Source organism: Silvimonas iriomotensis (genome assembly GCF_014645535.1).
GTDB lineage: Bacteria > Pseudomonadota > Gammaproteobacteria > Burkholderiales > Chitinibacteraceae > Silvimonas > Silvimonas iriomotensis.
On record NZ_BMLX01000001.1, the window covers coordinates 1,339,890 to 1,358,125 of the forward strand.

Genomic DNA, 18,236 nt, shown 5'->3' on the forward strand with positions numbered 1-18,236 from the left:
GGGACTTCAAGCGCTGGCGGGCTCGGCATGGCCTTCGGCCAGCATGCGGTCACGCGTCTGGTAGCCGGCAAAGGCCGCGGCCAGAATGGCATCCTGGGTCCAGGTGTCGCGCTCGAACGTGCCCGTCACCTTGCCGGCAGACAGCACCGCAATGCGGTCGCAAATCAGCATCAGTTCACGCAGATCGCTGGACACCACCACCAGCGCCTTGCCTTTGCGCGCCAGTTCGCCAAACAGCGCGTAGATATCAAACTTGGCGCCGATATCGATCCCGCGGGTGGGTTCGTCGAACAGCAGCACGTCGCAGTCGCGCTCCAGCCAGCGGCCAATCACGACTTTTTGCTGATTGCCGCCAGAGAGTTCCTGCACCGTCTGGGCCGCACCGGAAGTACGAATGCGCATGGCGGCAATCTGGCGCTGGGCCAGCGCGGTTTCTTTCTGCTGATCAATGATGCCGTGGCTGGAAACGGCATCCATATTGCCCAGCGAGACATTCGCGGCAATCGACTGCGACAGCAGCAGCCCTTCCCCTTTGCGGTCTTCGGTAATCAGCGCAATGCCTTCACGCACGGCGTCCACCGGCGAGTTGATCGAGACCGTGCGCAGCGGGTGGCCGATCTGGATCGTGCCTGCGTCGGCCTTGTCGGCGCCGTAGATCAACCGCATCAGTTCTGTGCGCCCGGCGCCGATCAAACCGCTGATGCCGAAGATTTCGCCACTGCGCACTTCCAGCGACACATCGCGCACCACGTTGCCACGGCGCATGCCTTGTACCGACAACATGGGCTCGCCGATATGACGCACGCCAAAATCGATTTTCTCGCCCAGTTCACGGCCCACCATCAGCGTCACCAGCTGGTCGCTGGTATAGCGGTTGATGTCATCCGCACAGACCAGACGGCCATCGCGCAGCACCGCAATGCGGTCGGCAATACGAGCCAGTTCTTCCAGCCGGTGCGAGATATACACCAGCGCTACACCACGTGCCTTGAGGATGGCGATCTGGTCAAACAACAGATCCACTTCCCGCGCGGTCAGCATGGCCGTGGGTTCATCCAGGATCAGCACGCGGCATTCACCGATCAGGTTGCGGGCGATTTCCACCATTTGCTGGTGACCAATGCCCAGATCACCGACCAGCGTGTCCGGATCAATACTGTCCAGCCCCACCTGCGCCATGGCGCGGCGGGCGTCTTCACGCAATTGCCGGCGGGAAATCCAGCCAGCCTTGCGCGGCAATTTGTTCAGAAAGAGGTTTTCTGCCACCGACAAGGTGGGCAGCAGGTTCAGTTCCTGCATCACCATGCGCACACCGGCGTCTTCGGCAGCGGTGCGGCTTTGCGGGGCGTAGGGCTGGCCCAGATAGTTCATCTGGCCATGCGTGGGGGCCACCAGACCGCCAATGATCTTGGATAGCGTGCTCTTGCCAGCGCCGTTCTCACCCGTCAGCGCCAGCACTTCACCCGCAAACAACTGCAGGCTGACATCGGCCAGTACCGTTGTGGCGTAATCCTTGCCCACGCCGGTGACGGCCATGATTTCACGATCAGACGACATGATCTTGTCCTGTTATGCGCCAGAACCCTGCTGGCTTGCCAGCACCGTGGCACCGGATCGGGCTCGGGCCCGGGTGCAGCGCATGGGGACGCTGCACCCGAATACCTGTTACTCAACTACGCTGAAAGCGGCTGACAAAAATCAGCAAAACAAGTCTGGCAACGCACCTGCACAGGCCCCTGGCACCCCGGTTTCAGGGCCGGCAATCCGTGTGGATAAGGCACGTGCGTGCAACGCCGCCAGACCATGTTTGTCAGGCGCGCTTACTTGGTGATCAGTTGTACCGGTGTTTCTACGGCGCCAGCCAGATCAGCCTGCTTCTTGTGATCCTTGATGGCCTTCAGGGCAACGTCGATTCCGAACACGGCTTGCTTGGCAGCAAACTGGTCGGCAGTCGCCAGCACACGGCCGTCCGCCAGCATCGGCTTGATGGCGTTGATGTTGTCGTAACCGACAATCATCACCTTGCCTTGCTTGCCCGCAGCGCGCACGGCAGACACGGCGCCAATGGCCATGTTGTCGTTACCGGCCAGCAGTGCCTTGATGTTCGGGTATTCGTTCAGCATGGCGGCAGCAACGCTGTTGCCCTTGTCGATTTCCCACTCGGCCGATTGCACCGAATCAATCTTGGCGCCCACGGCAGTCATCGCATCCTTGAAGCCGGCAGTACGTTGCTGGGCGTTGGTGGTGGTCGATACACCTTCCAGGATCCCTACTTCGTCACCGGCCTTCAGTTTCTTGGCCAGGTAGTCGCCCACTTGCTTGGCGCCTGCGCGGTTGTTCGGGCCAACGAACGGCACGTTCAGGTTCTTGGACTTGAGCACGTCGTTGTCGAGCTTGTTATCAATGTTCACAACGATGATGCCGGCATCAACGGCCTTCTTCACCACCGGCACCAGTGCCTTGGAATCTGCCGGGGCGATCACGATGGCGTCCACCTTGGAAACGATCATCTGTTCGACGATGCGGATCTGGTTGGCGGTGTCGGTTTCGTCCTTGATCCCGTTGGTGATCAGGTCAAACTGGGCGGCGTTGGCCTTCTGGTAATCCTTGGCACCGTTCTCCATGGTCAGGAAGAACTCGTTGGCCAGGGACTTCATCACCAGCGCAACCTTGGGCTTGTGTGCATCAGCGGCAAAGGCGCTGGAAATCGGCAACACGGCAGCGACGGTGACTGCAACTGTCATCGCGGCCAGGCGACGGAAATTATGTTTCATGCTGGGACTCCTCATCATCGATTTGTACTGCACTGATTTGGTGATTTTGATAAAGCAAACGTTTGCGCATCAAGCTAAAAAAGATGCGCAATCTGGATTGCTGGCCCTGCCTTGGCAGAGCCGGATGTAGCAAACGTTTGCGCACTACAATTTACGTTCATTTCGCCTGCCGTCGTCAACTGCATTTCGTATTGCGCTGCACTAGCCAGGGGCGATCTGGCCAGCGTTTTTTACTATAAATTCACCACAATGGTGCATATTTCTGGCGTTTTCTGACAAGCCCGGTTATGCCATTTGAGAATCAATAAAATGACAATTGCTTGTTTTTAATCGGTTTTCAAATATTCCATTTGCGTAAAACTGTAAGCATGATCCGCAGACGGGCCATCAGCGCCCAAAACAGGCCCCCGCATGCGCAAACAACGCGCAAAGACGAACGGTAGGCGCCTTACTGTAGCGCGCTGGCGGCCAGTACATTTTTGCAACACCGTTGTCATCACGCCAACGCAGCGGCAAACCGCGCTGGGCGGCGCAACCGGCGGTGCGCTCCCGCCAGAAACACCCGCCCCGCTTGCGGAACGCCATTGAGCGCCTGACAAAATGTCATGAAAAATCCGGCATTTACCCTCTGATTGCGGAAAGTCCGATAGGAAAATTGCCTGCTACAGGCAACAATCAAGGCTCACCGGCTGACACCAGACCGGCAATACAAAGGAAACCGCACATGAAACGCCGTCTTTACACCCCTGCCCTTGTGGCCGCCCTGCTGCTGGCGGGCTGCGCCAATATGGATACCAATGCGCTGATGCAATCGGGCGCGACAGCGGCCCAGGCCGCCATGCTGACTGATAGCGACGTTCAGCAACTGTCTGTGGCGTCCTGCCAGGATCAGGACAGCAAGAACCAGATCGCCGCCGCCAGCAGCACCTACGTGAAACGCCTGGCCAACGTCAGCAAGGGCCTGCCCACCAGCGTTAACGGCGCCCCGCTGAACTTCAAGGTGTACCAGACCAAGGATGTGAACGCCTGGGCCATGGCCAACGGCTGCGTGCGCGTATACAGCGGTCTGATGGACCTGATGACCGACGATGAAGTCCGCGCCGTGCTGGGTCATGAAATCGGCCACGTCGCACTGGGTCACACCAAGAAAGCCGCCCAGGTGGCTTATAGCGTTAGCGCAGCGCGCGGCGCAGCCGGCTCGGTCGGCGGCACGGTGGGCGCGCTGAGCAAATCGCAACTGGCTGATCTGGGTGAGCAACTGGTCAACGCCCAGTTCTCGCAAAAGCAGGAAAGCCAGGCTGATGATTACTCGTTTGATCTGTTGAAGAGCAAGGGCTACAACCCGCAAGCGCTGGTGACCAGTTTCCAGAAACTGGCGAAGCTCGATGGCGGCCAGAGCAGCATCATGAGCTCGCACCCGGCCTCTGCTGACCGCGCCAAACACATTCAGGACCGCATCGCCTCGGGCAAATAAGCCCTGGCAACGCCAACAAAAAAGCCCGCGGTTGCGGGCTTTTTTAGTTGGCTATCATTCACATTCGGGTTGCCAGTCTTGCTTGAGCAAGAGCGCCAGATCCGCCCGGGCCGCATCGGCGGCGGCGACGTGTGCCTTTTGTTTTTCATCGGCACTGGCATCTGCCGGTGCATCGGCTATTTGCCGCGCCAGCTGCCAGCTCACAAGGCCACCGCAGCTTTGCACATAACGCGTCAGCCAGGCATTGGTCTCGTACACCGGATGCGTGGGGCTGGGCGGGTAAATGATCAACGCCGTGGCGTCTTGATCGTTGTTGCGCTCACCCAGCTGGAAATCCTGCACTTTGGCCTTTTGCAGCTGGATAGAGACGCTTTTGTTCCATTCCAGCGCCGTGATCTTGCCGGTATTGAGCCGATTCAGCGTGATCAGGCGAGTCCATTTCCAGTCTTCCGATTGCTCGCCGTTGGTGGTGTATTCATACACTTCTTGCTTGCCTGCTTTTTTATGCCAGACCTGGCTCCAGGTTTGATCATCAAAGCGCAGCGTTTGCGGCGCACGTAATCCGTCGGCATGCGCCTGGGCGGCCACGGCCAGCAGACATCCTGCCCATAAGGCGTTGAATCGCATGAATCCACTCCGGGTTGACTGTTTTTATCGGGACTTCATGATACTGGCATGCCCTGCCCGCGCCCAGCCAGCGCCAATCAAACAAAAAGCCCGCAAACGCGGGCTTTTTGTCAGGCCAGAAACACGATCAATGACTTAGATCATGCCCTTGGACTTCAGCAGTTCATGCATGGTCTTGCCGATTTCAGCCGGGCTGCGGGTGTACGCAATGCCAGCTTTCTCGAAAGCCTTGAACTTCTCTTCAGCCGTACCCTTGCCGCCAGAAATGATGGCGCCAGCGTGGCCCATGCGCTTGCCCTTGGGGGCAGTCACACCGGCGATGTAACCCACCACCGGCTTGGTCACGTACTGACGGGCGAACTCGGCGGCTTCTTCTTCAGCAGAGCCACCAATTTCACCGATCATGATGATGGCGTCGGTATCCGGATCGTCCTGGAACAGCTTGAGGGCGTCGATGTGGCTGGTGCCCGGGATCGGGTCGCCGCCGATACCGATACATGTGGACTGGCCCAGACCCAGCGCAGTGGTTTGCGCCACGGCTTCATAGGTCAGCGTGCCGGAGCGGCTGACGATGCCGATGCGGCCCGGGTTGTGGATGTGCCACGGCATGATGCCGATCTTGCACTCGCCCGGGGTGATAACGCCAGGGCAGTTCGGGCCGATCAGGCGCACGCCGGCTTCGTCCACGGCCTTTTTCACGTACAACATGTCGATGGTCGGCACGCCTTCAGTGATACACACGATCAGCTTCACGCCGCTGTCCAGCGCTTCCAGGATGGAATCCTTGGCAAAAGCTGCCGGCACGTAGATGACAGAGGCATCAGCACCGGTCTGGCGCACAGCGTCTTTCATGGTGTTGAACACCGGCAGGCCCAGATGCTCGGAACCGCCCTTGCCCGGGGTCACGCCGCCGACGACCTTGGTGCCGACCTTCAGCGCTTGTTCAGCGTGGAAGGTGCCATTCTTGCCGGTGAAACCCTGCACCAGCACTTTCGTATCTTTGTTTACAAGAACGCTCATTGCTTTTCCTTGTGAGGTGTGAGGGATCAGGTGTGAGGTGTAACCCTCAAAACCTGCACCACTGCACCCTGCATAACTGTCTCAAGATAAAGGATGTACGTGAACAGCAGGGTTTACCCCTCACTCCTCACGCCTCACCCCTCACAGCGCGGCAACAGCCGCGACGATCTTCTGTGCTGCGTCGTTCAGGCCTTGGGCAGAAGTCAGCTTCAGACCGGAATCATCCAGAATCTTGGCGCCCAGTTCGGCGTTGTTGCCTTCCAGACGCACCACAACCGGCACGGTCACGTTCACTTCCTTCACGGCGGCGATAATGGCTTCAGCGATCATGTCGCAACGGACAATACCGCCGAAGATGTTGATCAGCACGCCCTGCACCGAGGTATCGGCCAGGATCAGCTTGAACGCTTCGATCACGCGCTCTTTGGTCGCACCACCGCCCACGTCCAGGAAGTTGGCCGGCTGGCCACCCTTGAGCTTGATGATGTCCATGGTGGCCATCGCCAGACCGGCGCCGTTCACCATACAACCGATATTGCCTTCCAGCGCCACGTAGTTCAGTTCGAACTCGGAGGCCTTCACTTCACGCTCGTTCTCTTGCGACTTGTCGCGCTGGGCCAGCAGGTCCGGGTGACGGAACAGTGCGTTGGAGTCCAGGTTGATCTTGCCGTCCACGCAGGCCAGTTCGCCGTTTTCACGCAGGGCCAGCGGGTTCACTTCAAACAGGGCGAAGTCGTTTTCGACGAAGGCCTGGTATGCGCCCAGCATCAGTTTTTCGAACGACTTCACCTGTGCGCCAGCCAGACCCAGTGCAAACGCAGCATCACGTGCCTGGAACGGTTGCATGCCGGTCAGCGGGTTCACTTCAATCTTGATGATCTTTTCCGGGGTCTCTTCAGCCACCTTCTCGATTTCCACGCCACCTTCAGTGGAAACCATGAATACGATGCGCTGCGAACCGCGATCCACCACGGCGCCCAGGTACAGTTCGCGCTGCACCGGGTACATGTCTTCACACACCAGCACGCTGTGCACCGGCTGGCCGGCGGCGTCAGTCTGGTAGGTCACGAGGTTGGTGCCGATCAGGGTCTTCGCAACTTCAGCGGCTTCTTCGCGGCTCTTCACCACTTTCACGCCACCGGCCTTGCCACGGCCACCGGCGTGAACCTGGGCCTTGACCACGGCAAACTTGCCACCCAGCTGGTCGTACGCAGCAGCGGCAGCTTCTGCGCTGTCCGCCAGAATGCCACGTTGTACCGGCAGACCGTATTTGGCCAGCAGTTCCTTGGCCTGGTATTCATGCAGATTCATTTGTAAATCCTTGTGAGGAGTAAGGAGTGAGGAGCGAGGCGTAAAAGCGTGGTTTGCGGGTTAACCCCTCACGCTTCACACCTCTGTTCTCACACATCAAGAATGCAAACCGCGCTTGTCGACGCCCAGAGCCGCTTCATGCACGGCTTCAGACAGCGACGGATGCGCATGAACAATGCGGGCCAGGTCTTCAGACGAAGCATTGAATTCCATGGCTACCACGGCTTCGGTAATCAGTTCCGAGGCAAACGGGCCGATGATGTGCACGCCCAGGATGCGATCGGTTTTGGCATCAGCCAGCATTTTGACAAAGCCGGCAGTCTCCCCGAGGCCCAGTGCGCGGCCGTTGGGGCCAAACGGGAACTGGCCCTTGCGGTATTCAACGCCTTCGGCCTTGAGTTGTTGTTCGGTCTTGCCCACCCAGGCCATTTCCGGGCTGGTGTAGATCACCCACGGCACGGTGTTGAAGTCGATGTGCGGGTGCTGGCCGGCAATGCGTTCAGCCACGGCCACGCCCTCTTCCGACGCCTTGTGCGCCAGCATCGGGCCACGCACCACGTCACCCACGGCCCACAGGTTGGGCAGGCTGGTGCGGCAATCGGCGTCTACCTCGATGAAACCACGGGCGTCCAGCGGCAGGCCAACGGCTTGTTCGGCCAGGTTCCAGGTATTGGGCACGCGGCCGATCGACACGATCAGCTTGTCGAAAGTCTCGGTGTGATCCTTGCCTTCGTTGTCGGTGTATTCCACCTTGACCGACTTGGCCGCGGCCTTGGTGCTGTTGATCTTCACACCGGTGCTGATCTTCAGGCCCAGTTCCTTGATGAAAATCTTCTGCGCTTCCTTGGCAATGGCTTCATCCGCAGCCAGCAAGAAACCCGGGGCCGCTTCAAGGATGGTGACATCGGCACCCAGACGCTTCCAGACCGAGCCCATTTCCAGGCCGATCACGCCTGCCCCGATCACGCCCAGCTTCTTGGGCACATCCGGAATCGACAGCGCGCCGATGTTATCGAGCACAACCTTGTTGTCCACCGGCAGGCCCGGCAGCTGACGCGGCACGGAACCGGTGGCGATGATGACGTGGGTCGCTTCAACGACTTCGGTCTTGCCCGACTCCGTCACTTCGACTTGCCACTTGTCGCCATTGCGGCTCAAGAGCTTGCCGTGGCCAAACAGGCTGGTGACCTTGTTCTTCTTGAACAGGAAACCGATGCCGCCGGTGAGCTTGGCAACGATGCCGTCCTTGCGTTCCAGCATTTTGGAAACATCAAACTTCGCACCGGATACCGTGATGCCATGGGCGGCGAACTTGTGGTTCACGCGTTCCCAGTTCTCGGACGATTCCAGCAATGCCTTGGACGGGATACAACCCACGTTCAGGCAAGTGCCGCCCAGGCTTTGCTTGCCTTCGGCGTTCTTGAATTCGTCTACGCAGGCCGTCTTGAAACCGAGTTGCGCAGCGCGGATAGCAGCCACGTAACCACCGGGGCCACCGCCAATGACCAGTACGTCAAATTGTTGTGCCATGTGTTGTTAACCGTGAGGAGTAAGGCGTGAGGGGTGAGGTGTAACCCCGGCACACCATTGCAATTTGCCAGCGCGAGTGGCGAGGGTTTGCACCTCTCACCTCACCGCTCACGCCTCACATTCAGATCAGATGTCCAGAATCAGACGGCTCGGGTCTTCAATCGCTTCCTTGATCGCCACCAGGCTCAACACGGCTTCGCGGCCGTCGATGATGCGGTGATCGTAAGACTGGGCCAGGTACATCATCGGGCGCACAACCACTTCACCGTTCTCGACCACAGCGCGTTCCTTGGTGGCATGCATGCCCAGGATCGCCGATTGCGGCGGGTTGATGATCGGGGTCGACATCATGGAGCCGAACGTGCCGCCGTTAGAGATGGTGTACGTGCCGCCAGTGAGTTCTTCCACGGTCAGCTTGCCTTCCTGGGCGCGCTTGCCAAAGTCAGCGATGGTCTTTTCGATGTCCGCCAGGCTCAGCTGGTCAGCATTGCGGATGATCGGCACCACAAGGCCACGCGGGCTGCCGACGGCCACGCCGATATCGTAGTAGCCGTGGTAGACAATCTCGTTACCGTCTACCGAGGCATTCACAATCGGGTACTTCTTCAGGGCATGCACGGCAGCCTTGACGAAGAAACCCATGAAGCCCAGCTTCACGCCGTGTTCTTTCTCGAAACGGTCTTTGTACTTGTTACGCAGATCCATCACCGGCTTCATGTTCACTTCATTGAAGGTGGTGAGGATGGCGTTGGTCTGTTGCGATTCCAGCAGGCGCTCTGCCACGCGCTGGCGCAGGCGGCTCATGGCCACGCGCTGCTCCTGGCGATCACCCTGCGGCAGCACAAAGGCCGGCACGGCCGGGGTCGGTGCAGCGGCAGGCTTGCTGCCAGAGGCAATGGCGGCTTGCACGTCTTCTTTCAGTACACGACCACCGCGGCCAGAACCGGCAACCTGACCGGCATCGATCCCTGCATCTGCGGCCAGCTTTTTGGCGGCCGGCATGACGGCGGTGCCAAAGCCAACGGCAGAGGCTTCCACGCCGTGGGCTTGTGCGGCTTCAGCCACACGCTTTTTGTCTTCAGTCACTTGTGCAGCCGGTGCTGCGGCCGGTGCCGGGGCAGCGCCTGCGGCCTTGGCTTCGGTATCAATCGTTGCGATCACTTCATTGCTGCCGACGTTATCGCCTTCGTGCTTGACGATGGACACCAGCACGCCCGCCTGCGGTGCCGGGATTTCCAGCACAACCTTGTCGGTTTCCAGGTCGATCAGCGTTTCGTCACGGGCAACCGCCTCGCCTTCTTTTTTCTTCCATTGCAACAGGGTGGCTTCAGCAACGGATTCCGGCAGTTGCGGGACTTTGATTTCAATGATCATGAGTTACTCCAATTTGGTTCTTGTTGGTAACAAGACGCGGCAAGCTGTGCGATGCGCTTGCCGCGTTGGAAGGCGAGTTGTTAAAGGGTCAGTGCGTCGTCGAGGAAAGCCTTGAGCTGCGCGGTGTGCTTGCTCATGTAACCCACGGCCGGCGATGCGGACGACGGGCGACCGGCATAGCGCAGGGTCTGCTTTTGCGTGGTCACGCTTTCCAGACGATGGCGGATCTGGTGCCAGGCGCCCTGGTTGCGCGGCTCTTCCTGCACCCAGACCATTTCGCGGGCATTGGGGTATTTCTCCATTTCTGCCTGCAATTCTTCGGTCGGGAACGGGTACAGCTGCTCAACGCGGACAATGGCAATGTCCTTGATCTCGCGTTCGCGGCGGGCATTGTCGAGGTCGTAATACACCTGACCGGCACACACCACCACGCGCTTGACCTTCTTGGCATCCAGGCCGGCGGTATCGCCAATCACGTTGCGGAACTCGCCGCTGGTGAAATGTTCGATCGGGCTGGCGGCGTTCTTGGCCTTCAGCAAACGCTTGCTCATGATCACGATCAAGGGCTTGCGGACCGGGCGCACCATCTGGCGACGCAGCATGTGGAAGACCTGGCTGGCTTCAGTCGGCTGCACCACCTGGATATTGTGCTCGGCGCACAACTGCAGGAAACGCTCGACGCGTGCCGACGAATGCTCAGGACCGGCACCGTCGTAACCGTGCGGCAGCATCATGGTCAGGCCACACAGACGGCCCCACTTGGTTTCGCCGGAAGCGATGAACTGGTCAATCACCACCTGCGCGCCGTTGGCGAAGTCACCGAACTGCGCTTCCCAGATTACAAGTTCATCCGGTGCAGAAGACGCATAGCCGTATTCAAAGGCCAGCACCGCTTCTTCGTTCAGGATGGAGTCGATGACCGCAAAGTGCGCCTGGTTATCCGACAGGTTTTGCAGCGGCACGTACACGCCCTGGTCCCAGCGCTCACGATTCTGGTCGTGGAACACGGCATGGCGGTGGTTGAAGGTGCCGCGACCGGAGTCTTCACCGGAGATACGCACGGCGTAGCCTTCGGTCAAGAGCGTGGCGTAGGCCAGATGTTCGGCCATGCCGTAGTCGACATTCAGGTTGCCAGCAGCCATCTCGCGACGATCTGCCACCACCTTCTCTACCGTACGGTGCAGCTTGAAGCCTTCCGGCACGGTGGTGAATTTCTCGGTCAGGCGGGCCAGGTCGGCCTGCGGTACCGAAGTCACCACCGGATGACGCCAGTGCGTCCCCATGTAGCGGCTGAAATCGATGGCGTAAGAGCGCTTGTAGTCCGTCAGCGAGGTCTGCTCAACGTGCTCGCCTTTATCCAGCGCAGCGCGGTAAGCGGTGATCAGCGCGGCGGTCTGTTCGGCTTGTACCACGCCTTCGGCGATCAGCTTGTCGGCATACTTCTGGCGCACGCCCGGGTGGGCGGCGATGCGCTTGTACATCATCGGCTGGGTGAGGTACGGATCATCCGCCTCGTTGTGACCGTGCTTGCGGAAGCAAACGATATCGACCACGACATCTTTCTTGAAGACGCGGCGGTATTCCATGGCAGCGTGCACCACAAAACACACGGCCTCCGGATCATCCCCGTTCACGTGGAAGATCGGCGCCTCGACCATCTTGGCGATGTCGGTACAGTACAGCGTGGAACGGGTGTCGCGCGTGTCGGACGTGGTAAAGCCGATCTGGTTGTTGACCACCAGATGCACCGTACCGCCCGTGCCGTAGCCACGGGTGTGCGACAAGTTGAACGTACCCTGGTTGGTGCCCAGACCAATAAAGGCCGAGTCACCGTGGATCAGCACCGGCAACACCTGGTCGCCCGTGCGGTCCTGGCGGCGTTGTTGACGCGCGCGCACCGAGCCCTCAACCACCGGGTTGACGATTTCCAGGTGCGACGGGTTGAACGCCAGCGACAGATGGATCGGGCCGCCCGGGGTCGGGATATCAGCCGAGAAACCATTGTGGTACTTCACGTCGCCAGACGGCAGTTCGGTGGTCGGACGACCTTCGAACTCGCTGAACAGATCGCGCGGCTGCTTGCCCAGAATATTGACCAGCATGTTCAGGCGGCCACGGTGGGCCATGCCGATCACCATTTCCTGGATGCCCTGCTCGCCTGCCATCTGCACCAGATAATCCATGGCCGGGATCATCGAATCGCCGCCTTCCAGCGAGAAACGCTTCTGGCCGACGTATTTCTTGTGCAGGTACTGCTCCAGCGTTTCCGCAGCAGTCACTTGCTTGAGGATGCGCAGCTTCTGGTCTTTGTTGAACGACGGCGTGGAGCGGCGTTCTTCAAAGTATTCCAGCACCCATTTGCGGGCCTCGGAATTGGTCATGTGCATGAACTCAAGGCCCACATTGCCGCAGTAGGTCTGCTTGGCAAAGGCGATGACTTCAGACAACGACGCGCGTTCCATCGATTTGATATTGGTGCCGAACGTCAGCGCCATATCGGCTTCGGTGAAACCGTAGAATTTGGGGTCGAGTTCTTCGACGTAGTCTGTGTCCATGCGGCACAGCGGGTCCAGCGTGGCATTGCGGCTGCCCAGCAGACGGTAGGCCTGCATCATGCGCAGCACTTCTACCTGTTTGCGCGAGACCGAATCCTCGGCCACCGAAGCGTGCACAGCCATGGCGCGCGGCTGGCGGGCCAACTGGCGGAACGACTCTTCGATCGGCGCGCGCGGAATATCGCGGGCGGTGGCACCAGGCAATTGCTGGAGTTTGTCGAAGTAAGTACGCCAGCCCGGATCAACCAGGTTGGGATCTTCCAGATATTGCTCGTACAAGTCCTCCACAAAGGGGGCATTGCCGCCGAACAAATGAGAATTCAATGCTAACTGTTCCAGCTCTCGTTTCATGGCCAGTGTCCTGTCTACTGAACCCCCGGTCTGCCTGGCCGGGGTGCTTGCGCACGGTCCGCGCCCGCGGACCGTGGTACTACGTGTTGCTTTACATCACAACCTGATTACTTGCGCTTCTCGACCGGCACGTAATCACGACGCGGCGAGCCGGTGTACAACTGGCGCGGACGGCCGATCTTCATGCCCGGATCGGAAATCATTTCGTTCCAGTGGCTGATCCAGCCCACGGTACGGGCCAGCGCGAAGATCACGGTGAACATGGAAACCGGAATGTTCAGCGCGGTCAGCACGATGCCGGAGTAGAAATCGACGTTCGGGTAGAGCTTGCGTTCGATGAAGTACGGGTCTTCCAGGGCGATCTTTTCCAGCGCCATGGCCAGCTTGAACTTCGGATCGTTTTCCAGACCCAGTTCTTTCAGTACGTCGTCGCAGGTCTTTTTCATGATGGCGGCGCGCGGGTCCATGTTCTTGTAAACACGGTGACCAAAACCCATCAGCTTGTGGGTCTTGTTCTTCACGCCTTCCATGAACGCCGGCACGTTGTCGACCGAACCGATTTCGTCGAGCATTTTCAGCACGGCTTCGTTGGCGCCACCATGCGACGGGCCCCACAGACATGCGATACCGGCGGCGATACATGCAAACGGGTTGGCGCCCGACGAACCGGCCAGACGCACGGTCGAAGTCGAAGCGTTCTGTTCGTGATCAGCATGCAGCGTGAAGATGCGATCCAGCGCGCGGACCAGCACCGGGTTGGGCTTGTAGTCTTCGCACGGGGTGGCAAACATCATTTGCAGGAAGTTGGCCGCGTAAGAGAGGTCGTTCTTCGGATAGTTGAACGGCAGACCCTTGCTGTAGCGATAACACATGGCCGCGATCGTCGGGATCTTGGAGATCAGGCGGTACATGGTCACTTCGCGGTGACGCGGATTGTTGATGTCCAGGCTGTCCTGATAGAACGCAGACAAGGCACCGGTCACGCCAACCATCATCGCCATCGGGTGCGCGTCACGACGGAAACCCTGGAAGAAACGGGTCATCTGGTCGTGCACCATGGTGTGGCGGGTCACGGTCTTGACGAAGTCGGCCTTTTGTTCGGCCGTCGGCAGTTCACCGAAAATCAGCAGATAGCAGGTTTCCAGGTAGTCGGAATGCTCTGCCAGTTGCTCAATCGGGTAACCACGGTAGTAAAGCTGGCCCTGATCACCATCAATAAAGGTGATCGCGGATTCGCACGAGGCGGTCGCCAGGAAACCCGGGTCATAAGTAAACATCCCGGTTTTGGAGAACGTGCGGATATCCACCACATCGGGACCCAGCGTGCCCGACTGGACCGGCAGGTCAATGGTGCCGCCGGTGTAAGTCAGAGTAACTTTGTTTTCTGCCATGTTTACAAGCTCCTGGTTTGCAATGCCGCACCTCCCCGCGGGGAGGTCAGACCGTGTATCTAAACTATCTCTGCGCGCGAACCCGTTCGATCATCGGCACAAGGCCCTGATCCGGGCACTGCGCCTTGCCGTTCAGGTAATCCAGCAAATCGTTATCAGAGAGCAACAACATCTGCGAATAGGCTAACCATTCAGCATCACTGAACCCGGGCACCACGTCGCGCACAAAGCGCTCCAACTGGATGTCCAGCTCCAGCAAACCCCGGCGTGACCGCCAGACGATGCGTTTCTTTTCAACTTCGTCCACTGCTCTCAGTCCTGCAAAAACATTTTCAGACAACGCCCGAACCGCGCCCCTGGCATACCACCAAACCATCAGCCGACGCCTCGGGCGTAGCGAGCGCTTGCGGATTGGGTTCCGCCTGCGCGCAGCGACCGGAACGTACGGTATGTACGTGAGGAACACGAGCACAGCCGGGACTCACTCTGCATGCGCGCAGTAGCCCCTCACACCACGCGCTTGACCATCAGGTCTTTGATCTTGCCAATCGCCTTCGTCGGGTTCAGATGCTTCGGACACACATCAACGCAGTTCATGATGGTGTGGCAACGGAACAGACGGTACGGGTCTTCCAGGTTGTCCAGACGCTCGTTGATGGCGGTGTCGCGGGTATCGGCAATAAAGCGGTACGCCGCCAGCAGGCCGGCCGGGCCAACGAACTTGTCCGGGTTCCACCAGAACGACGGGCACGACGTGGAACAGCAGGCGCACAGAATACACTCGTACAGGCCGTCGAGTTCTTCGCGGTCTTCCGGCGATTGCAGACGCTCACGCTCCGGGGCCGGATCGTTGTTGATCACATACGGCTTGATCGAGTGGTATTGCTTGAAGAACTGGGTCATGTCCACGATCAGATCGCGGATCACCGGCAGGCCCGGCAGCGGGCGGATCTGCACCGGCTGCTTCAGTTCGGTCAGGTCGGTAATACAGGCCAGACCATTCTTGCCGTTGATGTTCATGGCATCAGAACCGCACACGCCTTCACGGCAGGAACGCCGAAAGCTCAGTGTGTCATCCACGGCCTTGAGGCGAACCAGCGCGTCCAGCAGCTTCTTGTCAGACGGTTCCAGTTCGACGTGGTAGTCCTGCATGTAGGGCTTGGCGTCGACATCCGGGTTGTAACGGTACAGCTGGAAATGCATTTTCATGATCTGTGTACTCTCGCCGATTAGTAAACGCGCTTTTGCGGAGCAATGTATTCAACCGACAACGGCTGGGTATGCACCGGCTTGTACGACAGCGAGCGCTTCTGGCCGTCGTACAGCGTGTGCTTCATCCATTCGTCATCGTGGCGATCCGGATGGTCATCCTGGGCATGGGCACCGCGCGATTCTTTACGGGCTTCGGCCGAAATCAGTGTGGCCAGCGCCACTTCGATCAGGTTTTCCAGCTCCAGCGCTTCGGTACGGGCGGTGTTCCAGACCTTGGACTTGTCCTTGATCTGGGTGCGCCGGGCGCGTTCGGCTATCTCTTTGATCTCCACCACGCCCTTGGCCAGGTTCTCATCGTTACGGAACACGCCAGCGCGCAGTTGCACGCACTTTTGCATGGCGGCGCGAACGTCGGCCACTTCTTCACCACCGGTCTGGTTTTCCAGACGCTCAAGGCGGGCCAGCGAGAAGGCTTCGGCGTTTTCCGGCAGCGGCTTCCAGTCCGGACGCTCGTTGCGGATGAAGTCGATCATGCTGTTGCCGGCAGACTTGCCGAACACCACCAGATCCAGCAGCGAGTTGGTACCCAGACGGTTGGCGCCGTGCACCGAGGCACAAGCGCACTCGCCGGCAGCGTAGAAACCATTCACGCGCACTTCCGGGTTGTCACCCTGCGGGGCCACCACTTCGCCCTTATAGTTGGTCGGAATGCCGCCCATCATGTAGTGCGTGGTGGGTACCACCGGGATCGGGTCTTTGATCGGATCTACGCCAGCAAACTTGATGGCGATTTCGCGGATACCCGGCAGGCGATGGTTGATGATTTCCGGGCCCAGGTGATCGAGCTTGAGCAGAACGTGGTCTTTTTCCTTGCCACAGCCACGGCCTTCCAGAATTTCCAGCGCCATGGCGCGGGACACCACATCGCGGGAGGCCAGATCCTTGGCGTTCGGGGCGTAACGTTCCATGAAACGTTCGCCATTGGCGTTCAGCAAAATGCCGCCTTCGCCACGCACGCCCTCGGTAATCAGCACGCCGGCACCGGCCACACCGGTCGGGTGGAATTGCCAGAACTCCATGTCTTCCAGCGGAATACCGGCCCGCACGGTCATGCCCAGACCGTCACCCGTATTGATAAAGGCGTTGGTGGAAGCAGAATAGATACGACCGGCACCGCCAGTAGCAAACAACACCGCCTTGGCGTGCAGCACGTAGGTTTCGCCGGTTTCCATTTCCAGCGCGGTCACGCCGACCACATCACCATCGGCGTCACGGATCAGGTCCAGCGCCATCCATTCCACAAAGAACTGGGTGTTGGCGCGCACATTGCGCTGATACAGCGTGTGCAGCATGGCGTGGCCGGTACGGTCAGCGGCGGCACAGGCGCGTTGCACCGGTGTCTTGCCGAAGTTGGCCATGTGGCCACCGAACGGACGCTGATAAATCTTGCCGTTTTCCAGGCGGTCAAACGGCATGCCGAAGTGTTCCAGCTCAACGACCACTTCTGGCGCCTGACGGCACATGAATTCAATCGCGTCCTGATCGCCCAGCCAGTCCGACCCCTTCACGGTGTCGTACATATGCCATTCCCACTTGTCTTCCTGCACGTTGCCCAGCGAGGCGGAGATGCCGCCTTGTGCTGCAACGGTGTGGGAACGGGTCGGGAACACCTTGGACAGCACGGCGGTTTTCAGGCCGGCTTCAGACAATTGCAGGGCTGCGCGCAGACCGGCGCCACCGGCACCGACGATGACTGCATCAAATTTGCGAACGGGAACAGACATCAGGCACCCCACACCACTTTAACGGAATAAATGAGGCTGCCCAGCAGCCATACCAGCGTGAGCACGTGCATGGTCAAACGCACGCCGACGGGCTGGATGTAATCCATCCAGATATCGCGCACGCCAATCCAGGCATGCCACAACAGCGCAAGGACGGTGATCTGGGTCAGCACTTTCACCCAGGTACAGGCGAACAAGGCTTTCCAGCCATCAAAACCCTGATTGTGGGCGGCCAGCAAAAACACGACGACAGCCAGCGTATAAACCAGCATGACCACGGCGGTGACGCGCTGGGCCAGCCAGTCACGCAGACCATAATGCGCGCCGATGACGTGACGATTTACCATGTCAGACCCCCGATGATGACAGTCAGCGCCAGGCTCACGACCAGCACCAGTTTTGCAGTCAGGCGGGCAGTGGCCAGATCAAGACCCTTGTGCACATCCAGCAGCAAGAAGCGGACACCGGCACAGGCGTGATGCAAAAAGCCCCACAGCACGACCAGCAACAGGATTTTTACGAGCGGGTTGGCAATACAGGCGCGAAACGCATCAAAGTGCTCCGCGGAAGAGAGGGAACCTGCGAGGGCATACAACATGAAGGGAATCGCTACAAACATCAGCGCCCCACTGGCGCGATGCAGAATCGAGACTATCCCCGGTATCGGCAATCTGATTTGCCACAGCGCGAGGTGCTTGGGTCTTGTTTGACTCATACGCACAAATCCTTCTTTTTGACTCACAAGTTTGAGAACCGTTACTGCCATCCACTGCATCGTTCAGATTGTTCACATCACTTTTCAGGCAAATGAACAACCCGGATACAACCTGTGC

16 protein-coding genes are annotated in these 18,236 nt (G+C 59.2%); 2 read left to right on the plus strand and 14 right to left on the minus strand.

The annotated features are described in order from the left end of the window. Positions 1 to 6 precede the first annotated feature (6 nt). Both IEX57_RS05970 and IEX57_RS05975 read right to left on the minus strand, forming a co-directional pair. On the minus strand, positions 7 to 1,557 hold the full coding sequence (locus IEX57_RS05970; RefSeq protein ID WP_188703301.1) for a sugar ABC transporter ATP-binding protein: 1,551 nt from the start codon (positions 1,555 to 1,557) through the stop codon (positions 7 to 9). Positions 1,558 to 1,820: 263 nt separating this feature from the next. Then, positions 1,821 to 2,774: a sugar ABC transporter substrate-binding protein gene (locus IEX57_RS05975; protein WP_188703302.1), complete on the minus strand. Its 954-nt coding sequence runs from the start codon at positions 2,772 to 2,774 to the stop codon at positions 1,821 to 1,823. Between IEX57_RS05975 and IEX57_RS21295 the strand changes: the two genes are divergently transcribed. Both IEX57_RS21295 and loiP read left to right on the plus strand, forming a co-directional pair. Continuing rightward, positions 2,773 to 2,904, plus strand: coding sequence for a hypothetical protein (locus IEX57_RS21295; RefSeq protein ID WP_268238309.1), 132 nt, complete (start codon positions 2,773 to 2,775; stop codon positions 2,902 to 2,904). The two genes, IEX57_RS05975 and IEX57_RS21295, sit on opposite strands and share 2 nt — an antisense overlap. Before the next feature lie 594 nt (positions 2,905 to 3,498). Beyond that, a complete protein-coding gene (loiP, locus tag IEX57_RS05980; protein ID WP_188703303.1) occupies positions 3,499 to 4,248 on the plus strand; it encodes a metalloprotease LoiP in 750 nt (249 codons plus the stop codon). A 54-nt stretch (positions 4,249 to 4,302) separates the two neighbouring features. Here loiP and IEX57_RS05985 read toward each other — a convergent pair whose 3' ends face one another. The 12 genes from IEX57_RS05985 to sdhC form a co-directional block, all read right to left on the minus strand. Then, positions 4,303 to 4,875, minus strand: coding sequence for an HI_0983 family protein (locus tag IEX57_RS05985; protein ID WP_188703304.1), 573 nt, complete (start codon positions 4,873 to 4,875; stop codon positions 4,303 to 4,305). A 135-nt stretch (positions 4,876 to 5,010) separates the two neighbouring features. Then, positions 5,011 to 5,895: a succinate--CoA ligase subunit alpha gene (sucD, locus tag IEX57_RS05990; protein WP_188703305.1), complete on the minus strand. Its 885-nt coding sequence runs from the start codon at positions 5,893 to 5,895 to the stop codon at positions 5,011 to 5,013. Positions 5,896 to 6,036: 141 nt separating this feature from the next. Beyond that, complete coding sequence (sucC, locus tag IEX57_RS05995) at positions 6,037 to 7,206, minus strand: ADP-forming succinate--CoA ligase subunit beta (RefSeq protein WP_188703306.1); 1,170 nt, start codon at positions 7,204 to 7,206, stop codon at positions 6,037 to 6,039. A gap of 96 nt (positions 7,207 to 7,302) precedes the next feature. Continuing rightward, positions 7,303 to 8,736: a dihydrolipoyl dehydrogenase gene (gene lpdA / locus IEX57_RS06000; RefSeq protein ID WP_188703307.1), complete on the minus strand. Its 1,434-nt coding sequence runs from the start codon at positions 8,734 to 8,736 to the stop codon at positions 7,303 to 7,305. Between the two features lie 126 nt (positions 8,737 to 8,862). Continuing rightward, positions 8,863 to 10,110, minus strand: coding sequence for a 2-oxoglutarate dehydrogenase complex dihydrolipoyllysine-residue succinyltransferase (odhB, locus tag IEX57_RS06005; protein WP_188703308.1), 1,248 nt, complete (start codon positions 10,108 to 10,110; stop codon positions 8,863 to 8,865). An 80-nt stretch (positions 10,111 to 10,190) separates the two neighbouring features. After that, positions 10,191 to 13,016 (minus strand): 2-oxoglutarate dehydrogenase E1 component, encoded by a 2,826-nt coding sequence (locus tag IEX57_RS06010; protein WP_188703309.1) that lies wholly within the window; start codon positions 13,014 to 13,016, stop codon positions 10,191 to 10,193. A gap of 107 nt (positions 13,017 to 13,123) precedes the next feature. Beyond that, a complete protein-coding gene (gene gltA / locus IEX57_RS06015) occupies positions 13,124 to 14,407 on the minus strand; it encodes a citrate synthase (protein WP_188703310.1) in 1,284 nt (427 codons plus the stop codon). A 64-nt stretch (positions 14,408 to 14,471) separates the two neighbouring features. Beyond that, positions 14,472 to 14,714 (minus strand): FAD assembly factor SdhE, encoded by a 243-nt coding sequence (locus IEX57_RS06020; protein WP_188703311.1) that lies wholly within the window; start codon positions 14,712 to 14,714, stop codon positions 14,472 to 14,474. A gap of 200 nt (positions 14,715 to 14,914) precedes the next feature. Further along, positions 14,915 to 15,616, minus strand: coding sequence for a succinate dehydrogenase iron-sulfur subunit (locus IEX57_RS06025; RefSeq protein ID WP_188703312.1), 702 nt, complete (start codon positions 15,614 to 15,616; stop codon positions 14,915 to 14,917). A 20-nt stretch (positions 15,617 to 15,636) separates the two neighbouring features. After that, positions 15,637 to 17,403, minus strand: coding sequence for a succinate dehydrogenase flavoprotein subunit (gene sdhA, locus IEX57_RS06030; protein ID WP_188703313.1), 1,767 nt, complete (start codon positions 17,401 to 17,403; stop codon positions 15,637 to 15,639). Beyond that, the gene (gene sdhD / locus IEX57_RS06035) at positions 17,403 to 17,750 is read right to left on the minus strand and encodes a succinate dehydrogenase, hydrophobic membrane anchor protein (protein WP_188703314.1); all 348 of its coding nucleotides are present in this window, start codon (positions 17,748 to 17,750) and stop codon (positions 17,403 to 17,405) included. Before sdhD ends, sdhA begins: the two co-directional genes overlap by 1 nt. Continuing rightward, complete coding sequence (gene sdhC, locus IEX57_RS06040) at positions 17,744 to 18,118, minus strand: succinate dehydrogenase, cytochrome b556 subunit (RefSeq protein WP_188703489.1); 375 nt, start codon at positions 18,116 to 18,118, stop codon at positions 17,744 to 17,746. Before sdhC ends, sdhD begins: the two co-directional genes overlap by 7 nt. Positions 18,119 to 18,236: the final 118 nt, after the last annotated feature.

Bases quoted from the DNA above. Each gene is read 5' to 3' on its own strand.
- sdhA (WP_188703313.1), bottom strand. From the start codon at position 17,403: ATGTCTGTTCCCGTTCGCAAATTTGATGCAGTCATCGTCGGTGCCGGT.
- IEX57_RS05985 (WP_188703304.1), bottom strand. From the start codon at position 4,875: ATGCGATTCAACGCCTTATGGGCAGGATGTCTGCTGGCCGTGGCCGCC.
- lpdA (WP_188703307.1), bottom strand. From the start codon at position 8,736: ATGGCACAACAATTTGACGTACTGGTCATTGGCGGTGGCCCCGGTGGT.
- IEX57_RS05970 (WP_188703301.1), bottom strand. From the start codon at position 1,557: ATGTCGTCTGATCGTGAAATCATGGCCGTCACCGGCGTGGGCAAGGAT.
- IEX57_RS06025 (WP_188703312.1), bottom strand. From the start codon at position 15,616: ATGAAAATGCATTTCCAGCTGTACCGTTACAACCCGGATGTCGACGCC.
- gltA (WP_188703310.1), bottom strand. From the start codon at position 14,407: ATGGCAGAAAACAAAGTTACTCTGACTTACACCGGCGGCACCATTGAC.
- IEX57_RS06010 (WP_188703309.1), bottom strand. From the start codon at position 13,016: ATGAAACGAGAGCTGGAACAGTTAGCATTGAATTCTCATTTGTTCGGC.
- odhB (WP_188703308.1), bottom strand. From the start codon at position 10,110: ATGATCATTGAAATCAAAGTCCCGCAACTGCCGGAATCCGTTGCTGAA.
- sucC (WP_188703306.1), bottom strand. From the start codon at position 7,206: ATGAATCTGCATGAATACCAGGCCAAGGAACTGCTGGCCAAATACGGT.
- sdhD (WP_188703314.1), bottom strand. From the start codon at position 17,750: ATGGTAAATCGTCACGTCATCGGCGCGCATTATGGTCTGCGTGACTGG.
- sucD (WP_188703305.1), bottom strand. From the start codon at position 5,895: ATGAGCGTTCTTGTAAACAAAGATACGAAAGTGCTGGTGCAGGGTTTC.
- IEX57_RS05975 (WP_188703302.1), bottom strand. From the start codon at position 2,774: ATGAAACATAATTTCCGTCGCCTGGCCGCGATGACAGTTGCAGTCACC.
- sdhC (WP_188703489.1), bottom strand. From the start codon at position 18,118: ATGAGTCAAACAAGACCCAAGCACCTCGCGCTGTGGCAAATCAGATTG.
- loiP (WP_188703303.1), top strand. From the start codon at position 3,499: ATGAAACGCCGTCTTTACACCCCTGCCCTTGTGGCCGCCCTGCTGCTG.
- IEX57_RS21295 (WP_268238309.1), top strand. From the start codon at position 2,773: ATGCTGGGACTCCTCATCATCGATTTGTACTGCACTGATTTGGTGATT.